The sequence below is a fragment of the Streptomyces sp. NPDC057307 genome, from assembly GCF_042667665.1.
GTDB lineage: Bacteria > Actinomycetota > Actinomycetes > Streptomycetales > Streptomycetaceae > Streptomyces.
In genome coordinates this window covers 17,812-36,690 of record NZ_JBHUZM010000027.1, presented here as the reverse complement: position 1 = coordinate 36,690, position 18,879 = coordinate 17,812, and the positions used below count along the sequence as shown (strand labels likewise).

Sequence of the window (18,879 nt, the reverse complement as noted above, 5' to 3'; positions counted from 1 at the left end):
CCGAATTCGGGCAGAGCGAAGGTGCCGCCGTCGCGGGAGCGAGGGCGGCACCTTCGGTCGGTCGGCGGCCGGCGGTCCGGCCGTGGATACGTCATGTGTGCGCGTCATACGGGTACGTCATGTGCGCTCGCGGCGTCACGCCGAGGCGGAGGCCGCGAGACGCTCGTTGACGATGCCGATCAGCGCGCTGGGAGTCCCGGCCTCGGCCAGGACCTCGTCCTCCAGCTCCAGGTCGTACTCACGCTGGATACGGCTGGTGGCCTCCAGCAGCGCGAGCGAGTCGTAGCCCAGCGCGTCGAAGGCGACCTCGCCGATGTCCCCGCTCAGGTCCGTCCCCTCGTCCTCGCCCCCCGCCTCCAGCAGGATGCGCTTCAGGTCGTCCACGGTCATGCGTGCGTCAGCCATGATGTCGTTTCCCTTCAGGTGCGTTTCCGCCGTGTTCGTCCGGCGGTCCTGGCGTTCTGCTTGTGTGGCCGGACGCGCTCATACGGCGCGGACCACGACGGCCGAGTTGAAGCCGCCGTGCCCCCGGGCGATGACCAGCGCCGTGGTCATGACGGCCTGCCTGGGCGCGTCCACCACGAGATCGATGCCGTAGTCGGCCACGGGCGAGACATTGGTGGTCGCGGGGATCACCGAGTCCCGGATCGACAGCAGCGCCGTCGTCACGTCCAGTGCTCCGGCGCCGGAGTTCAGCCGCCCGGTCATCGCCTTCGGCGCCGTCACCGGCACCGCGTCGCGGCCGAACACGTCCCTGATCGCGGTGGCTTCGACGCGGTCGAGTTCGGGGACACCGGCGGCGTCCGCGAACACCACCCCGACCTCCTCCGGTGACGCGTCCGCGTCCCGCAGTGCCAGTTCCACGGCACGGCGGAGTGCGGGCGGCCGGCCGCTGCCCGGCCGCGGGTCGAAGGTCGCCGCGTACCCGGCGATCTCCCCGTAGACATGCGCGCCGCGCCCGCGGGCGGCCTCGGCCTCCTCAAGGACGAGAAGCGCCCCGCCCTCACCCGGTACATGACCCCGCGCCGCGGCGTCGAACGGGAGGTACGCCCGGTCCTGGTCGTCGCTGGTACTCAGCCGGCCGCCGGACAGCTGCGCCACCCAACCCCACGAGCAGAGCGAGGAGTCGACGGCGCCCGAGAGCATCAGCGGGACCCCTTTGCGGATGTGCCGGCGTGCCTGTGCGAGGGCGTCGAGACCGCCCGCCTGGTCGCTGACCACCACGCCGCTCGGCCCGCGCATGCCGTTGCGGATCGACAACTGCCCGCTGTTCACCGCGTAGAACCAGGCGAACGACTGATAGGCGCTGACGTACTTGTTGCCCTTGCTCCACATGTTCCGCAGCTCACGCTCGCCGAACTCGTAGCCGCCGGCCGAACTCGCGGTCATGACGCCCATGTCGAACTCGGGCCAGTCCTGCGGCCGTACGCCGGCGTCGGCCAGCGCCCAGTCGCCCATGACCAGGCTGAGCCTGGTCATGTGGTCGGTCTGCGGGAGCATCCGGCCCGAGAGATGGTCCTCGGGTACGAATCCCTTGATCTCACCCGCCAGCCGGGCCGGATACTGCTCCGGATCGAATCGCGTCAGCCGGCCCAGCCCGGACCGTCCGGCCAGGGTCGCCGCCCAGAACTCCTCGGTGCCCAGCCCGTTGGCCGCGACCGCGGCGACCCCGGTCACCACCGTCGATGTGCTCACGTCACCCTCCGAAGGACCATCGCGCTCTGGAAACCGCCGAACCCGCTGCCGACCGTCAGCACGTTGTCGGTGCGCCACTCCCGGGCGGTCACCGGCACATAGTCCAGGTCGCACTCCGGGTCGGGCTCGTGCAGGTTGGCCGTCGGCGGTACGACGTTGTTCTCGATCGCCAGCACGGAGGCGACGATCTCGATCGAGCCGATCGCGCCCAGCGAGTGCCCGATCATCGACTTGATGGAGCTGACCGGTGTCCGGCGGGCGTGCTCCCCGAGGGCGCGCTTGAACGCGGCCGTCTCGTGCCGGTCGTTCTGCTTGGTGCCCGAGCCGTGCGCGTTGATGTAGTCGATGTCGTCGGCACCGATGCGTGCCTCGTCCATCGCCACCTTGATCGCCTCGGCCATCTCCCGGCCGTCCGGACGCAGTCCGGTCATGTGGTAGGCGTTGGAACGCGTCGCGTAGCCCGCGACCTCCGCGTAGATGTGCGCGCCCCGTCGCCGCGCGCTCTCCAGGTCCTCCAGCACCATCATCGCCGCGCCCTCGGCCAGCACGAACCCGTTGCGGCGGGCGTCGAACGGCCGGGAGGCGTGCTCGGCGTCGTCGTTGCTGGGGGAGGTCGCCTTGATCGCGTCGAAGCAGGCCACCGTGATCGGCGAGATCGGCGCGTCGGTGGCGCCGGCGATCACGACATCGGCGCTGCCCTCCCGGATCAGCTCGACGGCGTGGCCGACCGAGTCGAGACCGGAGGTGCACCCCGTCGAGACGACCGTCACCGGACCTTCCGCGCCGACCTGCCAGGCCGCCTCGGCGGCGAGCGAGCTGGGGACGAAATGGCTGTAGAGGTGCGGCACGGTGTAGTTGTGGTCGACCAGTTCCAGCCGGCCCCCGTCGCTGACCGCCCGGTACTCCTCCTCCAGGCTCATGGTGGCGCCGACCGCGCTGCCCACCGAGACCCCGACCCGGCTCGGGTCGACCCCCGCGAACTCCAGGCCGCTGTCGCCGACGGCCTCGGCCCCGGCGGCCACCACGAACTGGGCGCTACGGTCCATCCGCCGGATCTCCTGCGGACTCAGCCCATGGGCCTCCGGGTCGAAATCGACCTCCGCGGCGACACGGGAACGGAACGGGCCGGGATCGAAGAACGTCAACCGCCGGGTCGCGGTGCGTCCCTCGCTGAGCAGATTCCAGAAGGCCTTCGCACCGACACCGCCCGGCGCCAGCACCCCGATACCGGTAATGACAACTCGACGCCCCATCCGGACGTCACCTCCTGATTCCGAAGTCCACGTACGGGTGATCAGGCAGGGGGCGCCCAGTGGTAGAAGCGCTTCGCCATCGCGTCCGCCGGCGACTGCCAGGTCTGAGGGTCGTAGGGCGCGATGAACTCCTTGAGATCGTCGCTGATCCCCTGGAACAGCGGATGCGACCTGGCGGCCTCGATGCCCCGGTGCCCCTGTTCGCCGTCGAAGTCCTGCAGGTGGAAGTAGAGGCCCTGGTAGGAGAACAGCTCCCGCCGCCTGGTCCCCATCGTGTGCGGCATCTCCGTCGCGTCGAACTCCGCGAAGAGCTGGGCCACTTGCTGGGCGGATTCCGGGACCATCCGCGCCACGATCAACGTGCTGTGCATGTTCACTCGTCTCTGCCGGATGTCGGACGATCTGCCGAACCCGGCGGTCTTGATCACCGTCTGTGGGTCCTGTCCGCCCCTCAGGCCGGTCTCGGCCTAGGCGTTCAGTTCTGCGAGCGTCTTCAGCCCCTCCTCCCAGACCGGCCACGGGTCCCGGCCCGCCGGGGGCAGCAGGGTGATCACCTCGCTGTTTCCCGCTCGTACGGACGGGTGCCGGCGGGCCACCGTGGACAGACCGCTGCCGGGCCCGGCCTCGACGAACACGAACCGCCCCTCGGCGGGAAGGCCGGACAGCGACTGCCAGAACAGCACCGGCTCGCACATCAGATACGCCCAGAACGCCGGATCGAGGGCCTCGTGAGGTTCGACCGTGCGCGCCGTCCGCGCGGACGTGACCGGAATCCGGGGTACGTGCAATCGCTCGGCGGCGATGGTCCTCTCGAACTTCTGCGCCGCCTCGGCCAGTACCGGCGAGTGGAAGGGCTGCCGGGCACGCACCCGCCGCGCGACCAGTCCGGCCTCCTTCGCGGCGGCCTCCACCAGGGTCAGTTCCGGCTCCGGCCCCGCCAGGATGGTCTGCGACGGAGCGTTGACGGCACCGACCGCCAGCCCCCGTGCGGCCCACTCGGGGGTGATGATGCCCGCGGCCCGTTCCGGGGCCGCCGCCACCGCCAGCATGCCGCCGGCCGGCGTGCCGACGAGTGCGTCGGACCTGCCCCGCAGAATGTTCGCCGCCGCCGGCAGGTCGAACACCCCCGCCAGCGCCGCCGCGGCCAGTTCACCCACGCTGTGCCCCAGCAGCACAGCCGGCCGCAGCCCGCGCTCCTCCAGCACCTTGCCGATCGCGTAACCGATGGCGAAGAGCAGCGGCTGCGCGCGGGGGCCGTCGTCGATCGAGACCTCGGGCGAGTCGCTGAGCCAGTCCTCCCGGACCCGGGTGCCCTCGGGGCCCATGGCGGAGAAGAACGTGTCGAGCACATCGGCGAACAGCGGCTCGCGTCGGTAGAGGGGAACCGCCATTCCCTGGTACTGCGACCCCTGCCCCGGCAGGAGCAGCACGATCCGTCGGGTCATCGGAGCCTCCTCCCGTTGGTCTCGCGTGTACGTGTACGTGTACGGGCGCCCGGCCGGGCCGCGCCGCGCCTCACCGCGCCCAGCGGGGCGTTTCGAGGATCTCGACCACCGCGCAGGACCAGCTGAATCCGGCGCCGACACCGACCAGCAGCCCTCGGCTGCCGGGGCCGGCGACCCCGGTGGTGACGAGATGGTCGAGGCCGGCGAACTGGTCGCCGGCCCCGAGATGACCGACGGTGCGGCTCCACGGCCAGGTCGACCGCTCGGGGTCGATGTCGTACTTGGTGAAGTAGCCCGCGGCCAGGCGCCGGTAGCCGAGCTGGGGCAGCACGAACCAGTCGACGTCCGCGAGTTCCAGATCGCCGTCCGCCAAGGCCCCCTTGATGGCCTCGCGTTGCCCGGTTCCCAGGTGCGACAGCACGAAGGACTTGCCGGCCTCCGCGATGAACTCGTCCTTGCACGCCTCCAGGTCGACCCGCTCACGATGGCTGAAGGGGACGGGCCCGAAGGGGACCGTGCCGCGGTGCATGCCCTCCAGCTCCGGCCGGGACACCGTCACCAGACTGCGCAGCCGGGCGAATCCGGACCGGCGTGAGAGCACCAGCGCGGTGCCGCCGTCCGCGTACACGGTGCCGGGATCGCTGCGCCACCGGTCGAAACCGGGAGCGCAGAACCGGTCTCCCGAGGTCAGCAGCGCCGCGCCGCGCGCGGGATCGGCGCCCAGATAGGCGGTGGCCAGCTCCAGGGAGGCCATGCCGCCGTTCGACACCTGGCCGATGTCCATGGCCGGGCACTGGTTGCCGACGGAGGCGCGCTGTACGTACGAGGCCGGCGCCCACAACTCGTGCCCCTGGTGGTAGATGGAGGCGTGCAGCACCAGGTCGATGTCGGCCGGTCCGGCGCCCGCCCGGTCCAGCGCGGTCCGGGCGGCGCCGGCGGCCAGTTCGGGGCCCGACTCCCCCTCGGACACGGTGACCGAGACGGTCCTCATGGCCGCGGCCAGGGGCGCCTCGCACAGTCCCTTCGCGACGGCCTCCGCCACGCTCATGGCGGGCGGCAGCCGGGTCGCCGAGCCGGCGATGTACATTCCGTCGATTCTCATCGGCGCTCACGCGCCCCCGCGCAGGGCGCCGACCGGGCACACCCGCACCGCCTCGGCGGCGCGCTCCTCCTGGCCGGCCGGCACCTCCCCGGTGAATCGCACCACCAGATCACCCTCGTCCCCGAGTTCGAAGAGTTCGGGGGCGGCGTCCTCGCAGAGGCCGTGCCCCTCGCAACGCTCCAGGTCGACGATCACTTTCACGGTGCCCCGCCCTTCATGCCTGTTCTCATCGCTTCATGCCTTGAGCGTCGCCGGCAGTGCCGAGATCGCCCGGATGGTGTTGTGCACGCGGTACTCCGGCTCGCCGACCTCGATGGTTTCCACCTTGTTCGCCAAGGAGGTCAGCAGCGCGTGACCTTCGAGCCGGGCCAGCCCCTGTCCCACGCACCCGTGGATGCCGTGGCCGAAGCCGACGTGGCTGTTGGCGTTGGAGCGCCTCACGTCGAAGTCGTCGGGGGAGTCCCAGTGCCGCTCGTCGCGGTTGGCGGAGCCGTACATCATCAACGCGCGGGCGCCGGCGGGCAGTACGACCCCGCTCAGCTCCCGGTCCCTGGTCAGCGTCCGGGCCAGCGAACGGATCGGGGTCTCGTACCGGATGACCTCGTTGAGCACGTTGGGGATCAGCGAGTGATCCTCGCGCACGGCGCGCCACTGCTCGGGGTGGCGCCCCAGCAGCAGCATCGCGCTGGTCAGCGCGGACACGGTGGTGTCCAGCGAGGGGACCAGATAGTCACCGATGAGCGCCGGCAGCAACTGCTTGCTGATCGTGCCCTGTCCGGCGGCCTCGACGAGATCCGCCCCCCAACTGCCCGGACGCAGCTTGCCCGGCTGCACGATGTCGGCCATGAAGACCCACATCCCGGCCAGGACGGGTATGTCGGCCCGCGCCCGTTCGTTCATCGGGCCGAGCGCGTTGAACCCCGCGGAAGCCCAGGCCAGGAACTCGCTCCGGCCCTCCGACGGCCAGCCGAGGAGGTCGGGCACCACCGAGAGGGGGAACAGCTGGGCGAAGTCGACCACGGCGTCGAACGAGCCCCGCTCAAGGAGATGGTCGACCAGTTCGTCGGCCAACCGCTGGAAGTCCTCGCGGTGTTGGCGCAGCGCCTTCGGAGTCAGCGGTTTCGCCATCACGCCGCGCACATGGTCGTGGTACGGCGGGTCGCTGACGAGCGCGCTCCCCTTCATCTTCTGGTTGAGCTGCTCGTTCAGAGCCACGCCCGAGCCGGAGGAGAACGCCTCGTGGTCGTGGAGTGCCTCGTAGACGTCGTCGTACCTGGCCACCGCGTAGGTCTGGTACTGCTCCAGCCAGACGGCGGGGCCCAGATCCCTGAGCCGCCGGTACGACTCGTAGGGGGACCGGATCACCTCCTCGGACCACAGGTCGATGTCGGAACGGGGAATCGTAAGCGCCACGGTGGGTCGCCCTTCTCTCGTCGGCAGAGGGCATCCGGACAGGCCCGTCCATAGGCGGATCGTTGTGGGGGGCACGTGATTTCCGTCGTTCGGACGACAGACGTCCGGCAGGGGGCCCGCAGGGGTCCGAATGCGCTGGCGCTCGCTGCATTCTGCGAGGGCGGGAAGGCGTTGCGGCCGCGATTCAATAAGAGATCACGGCGTGTCCAATTTGCGGGAACTTTACGCGGCTGGGTGGGATGTGGGCACACCTCTGCCGCTGGTCCGCAGCGTGACACAGGCCGAACGCGCGTGTCAAAAACTTTCCCCCATGAATCGCTTCCGCGCTGCTCGGAGGGGGTGTGTTGTTTGTGCGGGAAATGCTTGGAACGGCCAGGGGTTTTCTCGTACCGTGGCACGTTCCGGTTGCGTGCCGGCCTCGCTGGGCGACATCGTCCCCCGTGCCGGAGCGGTATGGCGTGAAGTGTCCTGGACCGGCCGAGCGGAGTGCGCAAAACGCCTGAAACTGCCCAAAATCGTACCGGAAATGACCGAGCGGGGTCGATGCGGCCGTGACGGGGATCACATTGCAATCGCGTCAGGATGGAGTAGACACTGACGATCAGAAGCACAGGTAAGGGCATTTGCATTGCGGGGAAGGGGATGCCTCTCGATCTGGTGCAATGCAATTCTGCGCTTATGGGGTAAGCGCTTGCTCTGTCTGTGTACCAGACATGAGCAGTCATGCTTTCGATTCATTGTCGGTAGCGATGATTTGTCGGCGGACTGTGCATGACAGAATGGTTTACGGGGGTTCCATAGATGGTGCAATCTTTATGTTCCGCGGCGCGTCAGCAATTCGGGGAAGAGAAGTGCGACCGTCGGTCGATGGCCGGTCTGCGGGTGTGCGCGACCTGCCGGGAGCGAATACGGAAGTCACTGGCCGAACTGCCGAAGCTCTATCTCGACTGTGAGGCGATTCTGGGCCGCCGACCGCGCCCGATGAACGCCGAGAGAGTGAGCGGCAGCAAAGTCCAGGGGCTGCCGATCAACGAGGCGGCGGCGAAGGCCAGAACGAATCTGGTGCGGGTGACGGCCGCCTGGGCGGGGATGGTGGCCGACGAGTTCGACACGCCCCGCCCCGGCTCCCGCGCCGTCGACGAACTCGCGCTCTTCCTCGCCCGTCAGCTGGACCGCCTCCTCGCGCATCCGGCGGCGGGCGACTTCGCGGCGGAGCTGTTCGCGGTGGTGCGGGCGGCCCGGCGGGCCGCCTACGCCGGAACGGCCCGCCGACTGGACGTGGGGAGCTGTACCCACGCCGGCTGCGACAGCCGCATCACGGTCCGCGTCCACGGGCACGACTTCTCACCGCACCATGTGCTCTGCGACGCCGGGCACACCTGGCCCGCACAGCAGTGGCTGATGCTGGCCCACCGGCTCGAACGAGTCAGACGCACACAGGGCCTCCAGCAGGTGGGCCGGGCCGGTGGCGGCCGATGAGCGAACCGACGCCACCGTTCCGGCCCGTACCGACCGAACTGGCGGCGCTGGCCGCGGGCGTCACCCCGGCGACGATCCGCAAATGGGCGAGCCGCGGCAAGATCACGCGATACGGCGAGCCCAGACGCGCCCTGTACGACCTCACCGAGCTGCTGGAGCTCGCGGCGGACAGACGCGACGGCCCCGACTCCGGGGACACCGACGCCTCTTGAGCGACGGGAGCCCGACGGCTCCGGTCCGTGGCCGAGGGGGAGGCCGTACGGTAAAACGGCCTCCCCCTCGGCATGTCCGCCGCTCGGACGGACCTTCTTGAATTTCCCCCGGAAATTTGAACCCGACTGCTCGGACAGGCCCGACTCGCCGCGGCCGACGGGTCGGGCACCATGGGGCGGGGAAGAGCCGGAAAGCGGGTGACCGCCTATCCGAATATCCGTCGGCGGTCAATGGCGACTTGGCCGGACCGACGGGGCAACCCCGGCCGCGAGGCGCGTTCTCGACGATGTTCACGAGAATGACACGTGGTGGTGATGATCCGAATTCGTCCGCCCGGACGGCGAGTTGACTGAAAACGCACCCGTTCTTTGCCGTATCGGGGGCGGAATCGGAGTAGGACGGCCTCCCGTCTAAATCCGAACGGGCTCACAAGTCCGTGCGGGCGCCCGTCTCCCGCCCGTTTCCCCGGTGACGCGCGGCGACGTACGGCGGCACGCTCCGGACTCTCCACGCATCTCGGGCATTACGTGGCACGTGAGCGTCCCAGCACGCACAAAAAAGGCCCTGACCGGCATTATCTGCTGGTCAGAGCCTTGTTCCGGAAGTGCCCCCGGCAGGATTCGAACCTGCGCACCCGGCTCCGGAGGCCGATGCTCTATCCCCTGAGCTACGGGGGCGTATCGCCGTGGATCTTGGCGACGGGTGAAACCTTACCAGCCCCGACGGGGTCGTCGTGAACAGGTTTCGGGCGAGCGCCCCGCGGCCGGCCGGCGGCCGCGGCTTCCTCACGCGGGGTGAGAAGTGAGGAAAACCCGGACGCGGCCAGGGAGCCCGCCCTACTCTCAAGTTGTGTCAGGCGCGTCAGGCCGTGTGCTCGTTGTCGACGACAACAGGGTCATCCGGCAGTTGATCAGGGTCAACCTTGAGCTGGAGGGCTTCGAGGTCGTGACCGCGGCCGATGGTGCCGAGTGTCTGGACGTCGTCCACCAGGTCAGGCCCGATGTGATCACCCTCGACGTCGTCATGCCACGCCTCGACGGCATCCGCACCGCCGCCCGTCTGCGGGCCGATCCGACGACCTCGCACCTGCCCGTCGCCATCATCAGCGCCTGCACGCGGTACGAGGTGGAGACCGGAATGGTCGCCGGGGTGGACGCCTTCCTCGCCAAGCCCTTCGAGCCGTCCGAGCTCGTCAGGGTCGTACGTCAGCTGATGCGCCGGGAGGGTCCGCCGTCCTTGGACGGCAGGCATGGAGCCGGGCGTGCGGGAAGCACGCCCGGAAGCGCACGAGGCTGACCGCGCCCCACGGGACCCGGAGAGCCGCCCGTATCGCGAAACCGGTTCGCGAAGACGCCCCCCTCCTCCCATACGCTGGTCCCGTGACCCCCGCCGACCTCTCCCGAACCGTGCTGCGCGCCGTGCGCCGCACGGTCGACGAGGGCGTACTGGCCGGGCCCGTCCCGGACAGCGTCCAGATCGGGCGCCCCGGCCCCGGCGGCAGCGGCGACTACGCCACCTCCGTGGCACTACGGCTCGCGGGCCCCGCCCGGCGCGACCCGCGCGAGGTCGCGGAGATCCTCCGTACGGAGATCCTGCGCACCGCCCCGGCCCTCACCCGGGTCGATGTCACCGGACCGGGCTTCCTGAACTTCACGCTCGCCCCCGACAGCCGCGCCGATCTCGTCCGCGCCGTCCTCGACGCCGGGATCCGGTACGGGCACGGGGACGCCCTCGCCGGCACCACCGTGGTCCTCGCCCCCGCCGACGAGCCGCGCGCCGCCGTCCGGACCGGGGCCGTCCTGCGGCTGCTGCGCGCCCAGGGCGCCGACGCCCGCACCTGCGAGGACGCCACGGAGCGGCTGTCCGTACGCCCGGTGCCCGCCCATCTCGCCGGGGACCTCTTCGCCCGCCTCGGCCCCGACGCCGCCCGCTGGGGCCTGCTGCGGCCCGCCGCCCACGACCGGCCCGCGACGGGCGACGACCTCCTCGTACAGCACGAGAGCAACCCCCTGTTCACGGTGCGCTACGCCCACGCCCGTACCCGCGCCCTCGTCCGGAACGCCGCCGACCTCGGCGTCCCGGCCGGCGGCGCCCACACGTACGAGCCCGAGGCCCGCGCCCTGCTGAGAAGCATCGGCGACCACCCCGGCGTACTCGCCGCCGCCGCCCGCCATCGCGCCCCCGACCGGGTCGCCCGCCATCTCGAACGCACCGCGGACGCGTTCCTGCACCTCCAGGAGACGTGCCGCCCGCTGCCCGTCGGCGACGAGAAACCCTCGGCCGCCCACCGGTCCCGGCTCGCCCTCACCGAAGCCGCCGGGACGGTGCTGGCCGGTGGCCTCACCCTCCTCGGTATCGACGCGCCCGAACACCTCTGATGCCGTCCGCCGAGTCGGACGCATCCGACGTAACCAAGAGAGCCACAAGACGATGAGCCGTTCCGCCCACCCCGCCGGGCCCCGCTACGCCGACGTGCACACCGAGGGCCACTACTCCCCGCCGCCCGCCGACCTCAACGCGCTGGACGACAAGATCTGGTCGCGCACGGTCCGCCGGGACGAGGACGGTGTCGCCACCGTCGCCGGACTGCCGGTCACCCGTCTCGCCGAGGAGTTCGGCACCCCCGCGTACTTCCTCGACGAGGCCGACTTCCGGGCCCGCTGCCGCGCCTGGACCGACGCCTTCGGCAAGGACGCCGACGTCTTCTACGCGGGCAAGGCGTTCCTGTCCCGCGCCGTCGTCCACTGGCTCAAGGAGGAGGGCCTCAACCTCGACGTCTGCTCCGGCGGCGAACTGGCCACCGCGCTCGACGCCGGCATGCCCCCCGAGCGCATCGCGCTGCACGGCAACAACAAGTCGGTGCAGGAGATCGAGCGCGCCGTCTCCGCGGGTGTCGGACGCATCGTCCTCGACTCGTTCCAGGAGATCGTCCGCGTCGCACACATCGCGCAGCGCCTCGGCCGGGTCCAGCCCGTGCAGATCCGGGTCACCGTCGGCGTCGAGGCCCACACCCACGAGTTCATCGCCACCGCCCACGAGGACCAGAAGTTCGGCATCGCGCTGGCCGACGGACAGGCCGCGGAGGCCGTCCGCCGGGCGCTGAAGCTCGACGGCATCGAACTCATCGGCATCCACTCGCACATCGGCTCGCAGATCTTCGACATGGCGGGCTTCGAGGTCTCCGCGCGCCGCGTCGTCGAACTGCTGGCCGCGATCCGCGACGAGCACGGCGTCGAACTCCCCGAGATCGACCTCGGCGGCGGCCTCGGCATCGCGTACACCCCCGAGGACGACCCCAGCGAGCCGCACGAGATCGCCAAGTCCCTGACCGCGATCGTCACCCGCGAGTGCGAGTCCGCGGGCCTGCGCACCCCCCGGATCTCCGTCGAGCCGGGCCGCGCGATCGTCGGCCCGACCGCCTTCACGCTGTACGAGGTCGGCACCATCAAGCCCCTGGAGGGGCTGCGGACGTACGTGAGCGTCGACGGCGGCATGTCGGACAACATCCGTACGGCGCTGTACGACGCCGAGTACAGCGTCGCGCTCGTCTCCCGCCGCTCCGACGCCGAGCCGATGCTGTCGCGCGTCGTCGGCAAGCACTGCGAGAGCGGTGACATCGTCGTACGCGACGCGTTCCTGCCCGCCGACCTGGCGCCGGGGGACCTGATCGCGGTCCCCGCCACCGGCGCGTACTGCCGCTCGATGGCGAGCAACTACAACCACGCGCTGCGCCCGCCGGTCGTCGCCGTCAAGGACGGCGGGGCGCGGGTGATCGTCCGGCGTGAGACGGAGGAAGATCTCCTGCGTCTGGACGTCGGCTAGGCCCTGTCTTCAAAGTCCCGCCTGGCCTGCGACGCCTGGCACGGCACCTCGCCGCGTTGTCGGAGTCATGCGAGTACGCCCGGTACGAGCATGATCCTCCGCCTTGCGATGCACCGCACCAGCCGCCGCAGGCCCCGCCCTGCGGGCGGACGGCGCTACTTTGAAGACAGGCCCTAGGCCCCTGCCGGGCTGAGACAGACGTCTCGTATCCCGGACAGAGGGTAGAAACTTCCGTCCGGTGCGTGAGACTGGTCCACATTGCTGAGAGAGGGAATCGAGGTCGCATGATGCGTACGCGTCCGCTGAAGGTGGCGCTGCTGGGCTGTGGGGTCGTCGGCTCAGAGGTGGCGCGCATCATGACGACGCACGCCGACGATCTGGCCGCGCGGATCGGCGCACCCCTGGAACTCGCCGGGGTCGCCGTCCGCCGTCCCTCCAAGGTGCGCGAGGGCATCGACCCCGCCCTGATCACCACGGACGCGACGGCGCTGGTCAAACGGGGCGACATCGACGTCGTCGTCGAGGTCATCGGCGGCATCGAGCCCGCCCGCACACTGATCACCACCGCCTTCGAGCACGGCGCGTCCGTCGTCTCGGCCAACAAGGCACTGCTCGCCGAGGACGGCGCGACCCTCTTCGCGGCCGCCGAGAAGCACGGCAAGGACCTCTACTACGAGGCCGCCGTCGCCGGCGCCATCCCGCTGCTGCGGCCGCTCAGGGAATCCCTCGCGGGCGACAAGGTCAACCGCGTGCTCGGCATCGTCAACGGCACCACGAACTTCATCCTCGACCGGATGGACTCCTCGGGCGCCGGCTACTCCGAAGCGCTGGACGAGGCGACGGCGCTCGGTTACGCGGAGGCCGACCCGACCGCCGACGTCGAGGGCTTCGACGCCGCCGCCAAGGCCGCGATCCTCGCCGGGATCGCCTTCCACACCCGCGTACGTCTCGACGACGTCCACCGCGAGGGACTGACCGAGGTCACCTCCGCCGACATCGCCTCCGCGCGCCGCATGGGCTGCACCGTCAAACTCCTCGCCATCTGCGAGCGGGCCGCCGACGGGAAGTCGGTCACCGCCCGCGTCCACCCGGCGATGATTCCGCTCAGCCACCCGCTCGCCTCCGTGCGCGAGGCGTACAACGCGGTCTTCGTGGAGGCCGAGGCGGCGGGCCAGCTGATGTTCTACGGCCCCGGCGCGGGCGGCGCGCCCACCGCGTCCGCCGTACTCGGCGACCTGGTCGCGGTGTGCCGCAACCGGCTCGGCGAGTCGACGGGACCCGGCGAGTCCGCGTACACACGGCTGCCGGTCAGCTCGATGGCCGAGGTCGTCACGCGCTACCACATCAGCCTCGACGTGGCCGACAAACCGGGTGTACTGGCCCAGGTCGCCACGGTCTTCGCCGAGCACGACGTGTCGATCGACACCGTGCGCCAGCAGGGCCGGCTGGACAGTGAAGGACTCGGCGGCGAGGCCTCACTCGTCGTCGTCACCCACCGCGCGCCCGACGCGGCCCTCTCGGGCACCGTCGAAGCGCTGCGCAAGCTCGACACCGTGCGCGGTGTCGCCAGCATCATGCGTGTTGAAGGGGAGTAAGGGACCCATGACGACCCAAGGCAACAGCGGCTCCGCCGCCGGGGGCGCCCAGCGGGGCACCCACCAGTGGCGCGGCATCATCGAGGAGTACCGGGACCGGCTGCCGGTCACGGACACGACCGCGGTCGTCACACTCCGCGAGGGCGGTACGCCGCTCGTCCCCGCCCAGGTCCTCTCCGAGCTCACGGGCTGCGAGGTGCACCTCAAGGTCGAGGGCGCCAACCCGACGGGGTCGTTCAAGGACCGCGGCATGACGATGGCCATCACACACGCCAAGGAGGCGGGCGCGCAGGCGGTCATCTGCGCCTCCACCGGCAACACCTCCGCGTCGGCCGCCGCGTACGCGGTACGCGCCGGCATGGTCTGCGCCGTCCTGGTGCCGCAGGGCAAGATCGCGCTGGGCAAGATGGGCCAGGCGCTGGTGCACGGCGCGAAGATCCTCCAGGTCGACGGAAACTTCGACGACTGTCTGACGCTGGCGCGCGGACTGTCCGACAACTACCCGGTGGCGCTGGTCAATTCGGTGAATCCGTCCCGTATCGAGGGCCAGAAGACGGCGGCCTTCGAGATCGTGGACGCGCTCGGCGACGCCCCCGACATCCATGTGCTGCCCGTCGGCAACGCCGGCAACATCACGGCGTACTGGAAGGGCTACACGGAGTACACCGCCGACGGCCCCGCGACCCACCGGCCGCGCATGTGGGGCTTCCAGGCGTCCGGTTCGGCGCCGATCGTGCGCGGCGAGGTCGTCAAGGACCCGCACACGGTGGCCACCGCGATCCGCATCGGCAACCCGGCGTCCTGGCAGCAGGCGCTCGCCGCCAGGGACGAGTCCGGCGGCTTCATCGACGAGGTGACGGACCGACAGATCCTGCGCGCCTACCGGCTGTTGGCCGCACAGGAGGGCGTTTTCGTCGAGCCGGCGTCGGCCGCGTCCGTCGCCGGTCTGCTCAAGGCCGCCGAGGAGGGCAAGGTCGATCCCGGCCAGCGGATCGTCTGCACCGTCACCGGGAACGGGCTCAAGGACCCGGACTGGGCGGTCGCGGGAGCGCCCCAGCCGGTCACCGTGCCGGTGGACGCGGTGACGGCGGCGGAGCGTCTGGGCCTCGCGTGACCGGCGGCCCGGCCCGGTAAGTACCCGCTTGCCCCGGCGAGCACCCGCACAAAGCACACCAAGACGCTTCATAGGCGCACAGGAAGGCACGCGACACGCATCGTGCGCCTCCTGTGCGCCCTATGTCGCGACAGAACCTTCCTTCGATAGGCTGTGCCCCACCCGCCCCGCCGCATATGCCGCGGTGTTGTTGCCCTCGTGGCCGTCGGGTGTTTCCGTACCTCGCCGAAATCCCGCAGTCTCGCAGCCCCGCCTCCGTTCCGCCTTCCTCGCAGTCACACAAGGAGAGTCGTCTAAGCGATGGCCGGTCCCGCTTTCCGCGCCGCCGCCGTACGGGTGCGCGTCCCCGCCACCAGCGCCAACCTCGGGCCGGGATTCGACGCCCTCGGCCTGTCGTTGGGGCTCTACGACGACGTGGTGGTGCGCGTCGCCGACTCCGGTCTGCACGTCGACATCGCCGGCGAGGGCGCCGAGACGCTGCCCCGCGACGAGAACCACCTCCTCGTACGGTCCCTGCGCACCGCGTTCGACCTGCTCGGCGGCCAGCCGCGCGGCCTTGAGGTCGTCTGCGCCAACCGCATCCCGCACGGCCGTGGCCTGGGCTCCTCGTCCGCCGCCATCTGCGCCGGGATCGTCGCGGCGCGCGCCGTGACGATAGGCGGCGACGCCAGGCTCGACGACACGGCGCTGCTGGAGCTGGCCACCGAGATCGAGGGCCATCCGGACAATGTGGCGGCCTGTCTGCTCGGCGGATTCACGCTCGCCTGGACCGACGGGGGAGCGGCGCGCGCCATCCGTATGGAGGCCGCCGAGTCCGTGGTCCCCGTGGTGTTCGTGCCCGACCGGCCCGTCCTGACCGAGACCGCGCGAGGGCTGCTGCCACGCGCCGTCCCCCATGTGGACGCGAGCTTCAACGCGGGCCGGGCGGCACTGCTCGTCGAGGCCCTGACCAGGCGTCCCGAGCTGCTGCTCGCCGCCACCGAGGACCGGCTCCACCAGGAGTACCGCGCTCCGGCGATGCCGCAGAGCGTGGAACTGGTGAACCGACTGCGGGCCGACGGCGTCCCCGCGGTCATCTCCGGCGCGGGCCCCACGGTCCTGGCGCTGACCGAGGACAGTGCGGCCGACAAGGTCGCACGGCTGGCCGGCGAGGGCTGGGCGGCGAACAGGCTCGGCCTCGACGGCACGGGCGCGAGTGTTCTGCCGCTGGGTTCTCAGTGACGGTGGATTGCCGGTGAGTGAGAGGGGGAATGTTTGTTGGAGCCGGTAGTGTTAACCTCAAGTCTGCACCCGACGTCTTTGTGGCTCGGTGCATCGCGTCCCCATTCGGGACCACCATTCTTCCGGGAGCCTCCCCAACTGCCTGAGCAGCCTGCCTGAGCAGTTTTGAGCACGCCTCGGAACCGGCACGACACCCCTCGCTATGTCCAGGAGTGGGCCGAGCAGGGGGACCTCGGGCCGGACCCATTGCACGTACGCAAGTCTTCCGCCGTACCCGGCGGGACCATCGCCCCGACTGCGGCCGGTGATCGACACGATCACAACCCGCATTCGGACAGCACAACCGGTCGCCGAGCCAGAAGGCCGACGTCCGCTCCAGGGAAGGACCCTTCGTGAGCGACACCACCGATCTGATGGGCGTGAGCGCCGACAACAGCGTCGACACCACCGCGCCCGCCGAAGGTGCTGCCACTGGCACCACCTCACGGCGCCGCCGCTCCGGCACCGGCCTCGACGGCATGGTCCTGGCCGAGCTGCAGCAGGTCGCGTCCGGCCTCGGCATCAGGGGCACCGCGCGGATGCGCAAGAGCCAGTTGATCGAGGTGATCAAGGAGGCGCAGGGCGGCGGTTCGTCCGCGCCGAAGAGCGCCGACGCCTCCGGCGGCGACGTCGAGGCGAAGCCCAAGCGGCGCGCCACCTCCAAGGCCCGCACGGGCGACACGGCCGCCGCCGACGCCCCCGCCGACAAGGCGACGGACAAGTCCGTCGACCCGGCCCCGGCCAAGGCGGAGAAGGCCGACAAGACCGACTCCTCGATCGACATCCCGGGCCAGCCGGCCAGCGACGACCAGCCCACGGGCGAGCGTCGTCGGCGCAGGGCCACCGCGCAGGCGGGCAGCCCGGACACCAAGAACGAGAGCCGCGAGTCGGGAACCGACACCGCGGTGGACGACCGGCCCGACACCAAGGCCGAGGCCGCCGTCTCCGCGTCCGACCGGGGCGACGCCGACGGACGCCGCGGCGACCGCCAGGAGCGCGGCCAGCGGGGCGAGCGCGGGGAGCGCGGCGACCGGCAGAGCCGCCAGCGTGACCGCCGCGGCAAGGGCGACGACCAGCAGGGCGGTGGCGGCCAGCAGACCGGCGGCCAGCGCCAGCAGCGCCAGGGCCAGGGACAGAACCAGGGCCAGGGCGGTCAGAACCAGGGCAACGGGCCGCAGGACGACTTCGACGACGAGGCGGGCGGCCGTCGCGGCCGTCGCGGCCGCTACCGCGACCGCCGCGGCCGTCGTGGCCGCGAGGAGTTCGGTGGCGGCGGCGAGCCGCAGGTCGCCGACGACGACGTGCTGATCCCCGTCGCGGGCATCCTCGACATCCTCGACAACTACGCGTTCATCCGGACCTCCGGCTATCTGCCGGGCCCGAACGACGTGTACGTGTCGCTCGCCCAGGTCCGCAAGAACGGCCTGCGCAAGGGTGACCACGTCACCGGCGCGGTGCGCCAGCCCAAGGACGGCGAGCGCCGCGAGAAGTTCAACGCGCTCGTGCGCCTGGACTCGGCGAACGGCATGGCGGCCGAATCGGGCCGCGGGCGGCCGGAGTTCCAGAAGCTCACCCCGCTCTACCCGCAGGACCGGCTCCGGCTGGAGACCGACCCGGGTGTGCTGACGACGCGGATCATCGACCTCGTCGCACCGATCGGCAAGGGCCAGCGTGGTCTGATCGTGGCCCCGCCGAAGACCGGCAAGACCATGATCCTCCAGGCGATCGCCAACGCGATCACGGTCAACAGCCCCGAGTGCCACCTGATGGTCGTCCTCGTCGACGAGCGTCCGGAAGAGGTCACCGACATGCAGCGGTCGGTGAAGGGCGAGGTCATCTCCTCGACCTTCGACCGTCCCGCCGAGGACCACACCACCGTCGCCGAGCTGGCCATCGAGCGCGCCAAGCGCCTCGTGGAGCTGGGTCACGACGTGGTCGTCCTGCTGGACTCCATCACCCGCCTGGGCCGCGCGTACAACCTCGCCGCCCCGGCCTCCGGACGCATCCTGTCCGGTGGTGTCGACTCGACCGCGCTCTACCCGCCGAAGCGCTTCTTCGGTGCGGCGCGCAACATCGAGGACGGCGGTTCGCTGACCATCCTGGCCACCGCGCTCGTCGAGACCGGCTCGCGCATGGACGAGGTGATCTTCGAGGAGTTCAAGGGCACCGGCAACATGGAGCTCAAGCTCGACCGCAAGCTCTCGGACAAGCGCATCTTCCCGGCGGTCGACGTGGACGCGTCGTCCACCCGTAAGGAAGAGATCCTGCTCGGCAGCGACGAGCTGGCCGTCGTCTGGAAGCTGCGCCGGGTGCTGCACGCGCTCGACCAGCAGCAGGCGATCGAACTGCTGCTGGACAAAATGAAGAAGACGAAGTCGAACGCGGAGTTCCTGCTCCAGATTCAGAAGACGACTCCGTCGCCCGGAAACGGCAACGACTGACGCGTCATACCGACGCCCGGTTCCGGGATTCACGTCCCGATTGCTCA

Annotated in this window: 17 protein-coding genes and 1 tRNA gene; 9 read left to right on the top strand and 9 right to left on the bottom strand. The window is 70.6% G+C overall.

Features of this window, described 5'->3' with window-relative positions; all coding sequences use genetic code 11:
* Positions 1–135 precede the first annotated feature (135 nt).
* The 8 genes from ACFUN8_RS13195 to ACFUN8_RS13160 all read right to left on the bottom strand — a co-directional run bounded on the left by ACFUN8_RS13195 (position 136) and on the right by ACFUN8_RS13160 (position 6,908).
* Entirely contained in the window at positions 136–405 is a 270-nt protein-coding gene (locus ACFUN8_RS13195) for an acyl carrier protein (protein ID WP_383635332.1), read from the bottom strand.
* A 78-nt stretch (positions 406–483) separates the two neighbouring features.
* Positions 484–1,695 (bottom strand): ketosynthase chain-length factor, encoded by a 1,212-nt coding sequence (locus tag ACFUN8_RS13190; RefSeq protein WP_383635330.1) that lies wholly within the window; start codon positions 1,693–1,695, stop codon positions 484–486.
* Positions 1,692–2,948, bottom strand: coding sequence for a beta-ketoacyl-[acyl-carrier-protein] synthase family protein (locus tag ACFUN8_RS13185; protein WP_383635327.1), 1,257 nt, complete (start codon positions 2,946–2,948; stop codon positions 1,692–1,694). The genes ACFUN8_RS13190 and ACFUN8_RS13185 overlap by 4 nt, the downstream gene beginning before the upstream one ends.
* A 41-nt stretch (positions 2,949–2,989) precedes the next feature.
* Positions 2,990–3,319, bottom strand: coding sequence for a TcmI family type II polyketide cyclase (locus ACFUN8_RS13180; protein ID WP_383635324.1), 330 nt, complete (start codon positions 3,317–3,319; stop codon positions 2,990–2,992).
* 96 nt (positions 3,320–3,415) lie between these two features.
* The gene (locus ACFUN8_RS13175; protein ID WP_383635321.1) at positions 3,416–4,393 is read right to left on the bottom strand and encodes an acyltransferase domain-containing protein; all 978 of its coding nucleotides are present in this window, start codon (positions 4,391–4,393) and stop codon (positions 3,416–3,418) included.
* A 70-nt stretch (positions 4,394–4,463) separates the two neighbouring features.
* Complete coding sequence (locus tag ACFUN8_RS13170; RefSeq protein ID WP_383635318.1) at positions 4,464–5,495, bottom strand: ketoacyl-ACP synthase III family protein; 1,032 nt, start codon at positions 5,493–5,495, stop codon at positions 4,464–4,466.
* A 6-nt stretch (positions 5,496–5,501) separates the two neighbouring features.
* A complete protein-coding gene (locus ACFUN8_RS13165) occupies positions 5,502–5,696 on the bottom strand; it encodes a ferredoxin (protein ID WP_383635315.1) in 195 nt (64 codons plus the stop codon).
* A 33-nt stretch (positions 5,697–5,729) separates the two neighbouring features.
* The gene (locus ACFUN8_RS13160; protein WP_383635312.1) at positions 5,730–6,908 is read right to left on the bottom strand and encodes a cytochrome P450; all 1,179 of its coding nucleotides are present in this window, start codon (positions 6,906–6,908) and stop codon (positions 5,730–5,732) included.
* A gap of 867 nt (positions 6,909–7,775) precedes the next feature.
* Here ACFUN8_RS13160 and ACFUN8_RS13155 point away from each other — a divergent pair.
* Together ACFUN8_RS13155 and ACFUN8_RS13150 are read left to right on the top strand one after the other, a co-directional pair.
* Entirely contained in the window at positions 7,776–8,387 is a 612-nt protein-coding gene (locus ACFUN8_RS13155; RefSeq protein WP_383635309.1) for a hypothetical protein, read from the top strand.
* Positions 8,384–8,599 carry a helix-turn-helix domain-containing protein gene (locus ACFUN8_RS13150; RefSeq protein ID WP_383635306.1) on the top strand — a complete coding sequence of 72 codons (216 nt, stop codon included), beginning with the start codon at positions 8,384–8,386 and terminating at the stop codon, positions 8,597–8,599. Before ACFUN8_RS13155 ends, ACFUN8_RS13150 begins: the two co-directional genes overlap by 4 nt.
* A 606-nt stretch (positions 8,600–9,205) precedes the next feature.
* Here the strand turns inward: ACFUN8_RS13150 and ACFUN8_RS13145 are convergent.
* A tRNA-Arg gene (locus ACFUN8_RS13145) sits at positions 9,206–9,277 on the bottom strand.
* Between the two features lie 172 nt (positions 9,278–9,449).
* Here ACFUN8_RS13145 and ACFUN8_RS13140 point away from each other — a divergent pair.
* The 7 genes from ACFUN8_RS13140 to rho all read left to right on the top strand — a co-directional run bounded on the left by ACFUN8_RS13140 (position 9,450) and on the right by rho (position 18,832).
* Positions 9,450–9,896, top strand: coding sequence for a response regulator (locus ACFUN8_RS13140; protein ID WP_383635303.1), 447 nt, complete (start codon positions 9,450–9,452; stop codon positions 9,894–9,896).
* 83 nt (positions 9,897–9,979) lie between these two features.
* Positions 9,980–10,978, top strand: a complete 999-nt coding sequence (gene nrtL / locus ACFUN8_RS13135) for an ArgS-related anticodon-binding protein NrtL (protein WP_383635300.1) — start codon at positions 9,980–9,982, stop codon at positions 10,976–10,978.
* A 52-nt stretch (positions 10,979–11,030) separates the two neighbouring features.
* Positions 11,031–12,422: a diaminopimelate decarboxylase gene (gene lysA / locus ACFUN8_RS13130; protein WP_382567173.1), complete on the top strand. Its 1,392-nt coding sequence runs from the start codon at positions 11,031–11,033 to the stop codon at positions 12,420–12,422.
* A 284-nt stretch (positions 12,423–12,706) separates the two neighbouring features.
* Complete coding sequence (locus ACFUN8_RS13125) at positions 12,707–14,017, top strand: homoserine dehydrogenase (protein WP_023538655.1); 1,311 nt, start codon at positions 12,707–12,709, stop codon at positions 14,015–14,017.
* A gap of 7 nt (positions 14,018–14,024) precedes the next feature.
* Complete coding sequence (thrC, locus tag ACFUN8_RS13120) at positions 14,025–15,131, top strand: threonine synthase (protein ID WP_383635297.1); 1,107 nt, start codon at positions 14,025–14,027, stop codon at positions 15,129–15,131.
* A 300-nt stretch (positions 15,132–15,431) separates the two neighbouring features.
* Complete coding sequence (thrB, locus tag ACFUN8_RS13115) at positions 15,432–16,352, top strand: homoserine kinase (RefSeq protein WP_383635294.1); 921 nt, start codon at positions 15,432–15,434, stop codon at positions 16,350–16,352.
* A gap of 392 nt (positions 16,353–16,744) precedes the next feature.
* Positions 16,745–18,832, top strand: a complete 2,088-nt coding sequence (gene rho, locus ACFUN8_RS13110; RefSeq protein ID WP_383635291.1) for a transcription termination factor Rho — start codon at positions 16,745–16,747, stop codon at positions 18,830–18,832.
* Positions 18,833–18,879: the final 47 nt, after the last annotated feature.

Excerpts from the sequence above, each read along its gene's own strand:
- ACFUN8_RS13195 (WP_383635332.1), bottom strand. The coding sequence starts at position 405 with ATGGCTGACGCACGCATGACCGTGGACGACCTGAAGCGCATCCTGCTG.
- ACFUN8_RS13185 (WP_383635327.1), bottom strand. The coding sequence starts at position 2,948 with ATGGGGCGTCGAGTTGTCATTACCGGTATCGGGGTGCTGGCGCCGGGC.
- ACFUN8_RS13180 (WP_383635324.1), bottom strand. The coding sequence starts at position 3,319 with ATGCACAGCACGTTGATCGTGGCGCGGATGGTCCCGGAATCCGCCCAG.
- ACFUN8_RS13175 (WP_383635321.1), bottom strand. The coding sequence starts at position 4,393 with ATGACCCGACGGATCGTGCTGCTCCTGCCGGGGCAGGGGTCGCAGTAC.
- ACFUN8_RS13170 (WP_383635318.1), bottom strand. The coding sequence starts at position 5,495 with ATGAGAATCGACGGAATGTACATCGCCGGCTCGGCGACCCGGCTGCCG.
- ACFUN8_RS13155 (WP_383635309.1), top strand. The coding sequence starts at position 7,776 with ATGGCCGGTCTGCGGGTGTGCGCGACCTGCCGGGAGCGAATACGGAAG.
- ACFUN8_RS13150 (WP_383635306.1), top strand. The coding sequence starts at position 8,384 with ATGAGCGAACCGACGCCACCGTTCCGGCCCGTACCGACCGAACTGGCG.
- lysA (WP_382567173.1), top strand. The coding sequence starts at position 11,031 with ATGAGCCGTTCCGCCCACCCCGCCGGGCCCCGCTACGCCGACGTGCAC.
- ACFUN8_RS13125 (WP_023538655.1), top strand. The coding sequence starts at position 12,707 with ATGATGCGTACGCGTCCGCTGAAGGTGGCGCTGCTGGGCTGTGGGGTC.
- thrC (WP_383635297.1), top strand. The coding sequence starts at position 14,025 with ATGACGACCCAAGGCAACAGCGGCTCCGCCGCCGGGGGCGCCCAGCGG.
- thrB (WP_383635294.1), top strand. The coding sequence starts at position 15,432 with ATGGCCGGTCCCGCTTTCCGCGCCGCCGCCGTACGGGTGCGCGTCCCC.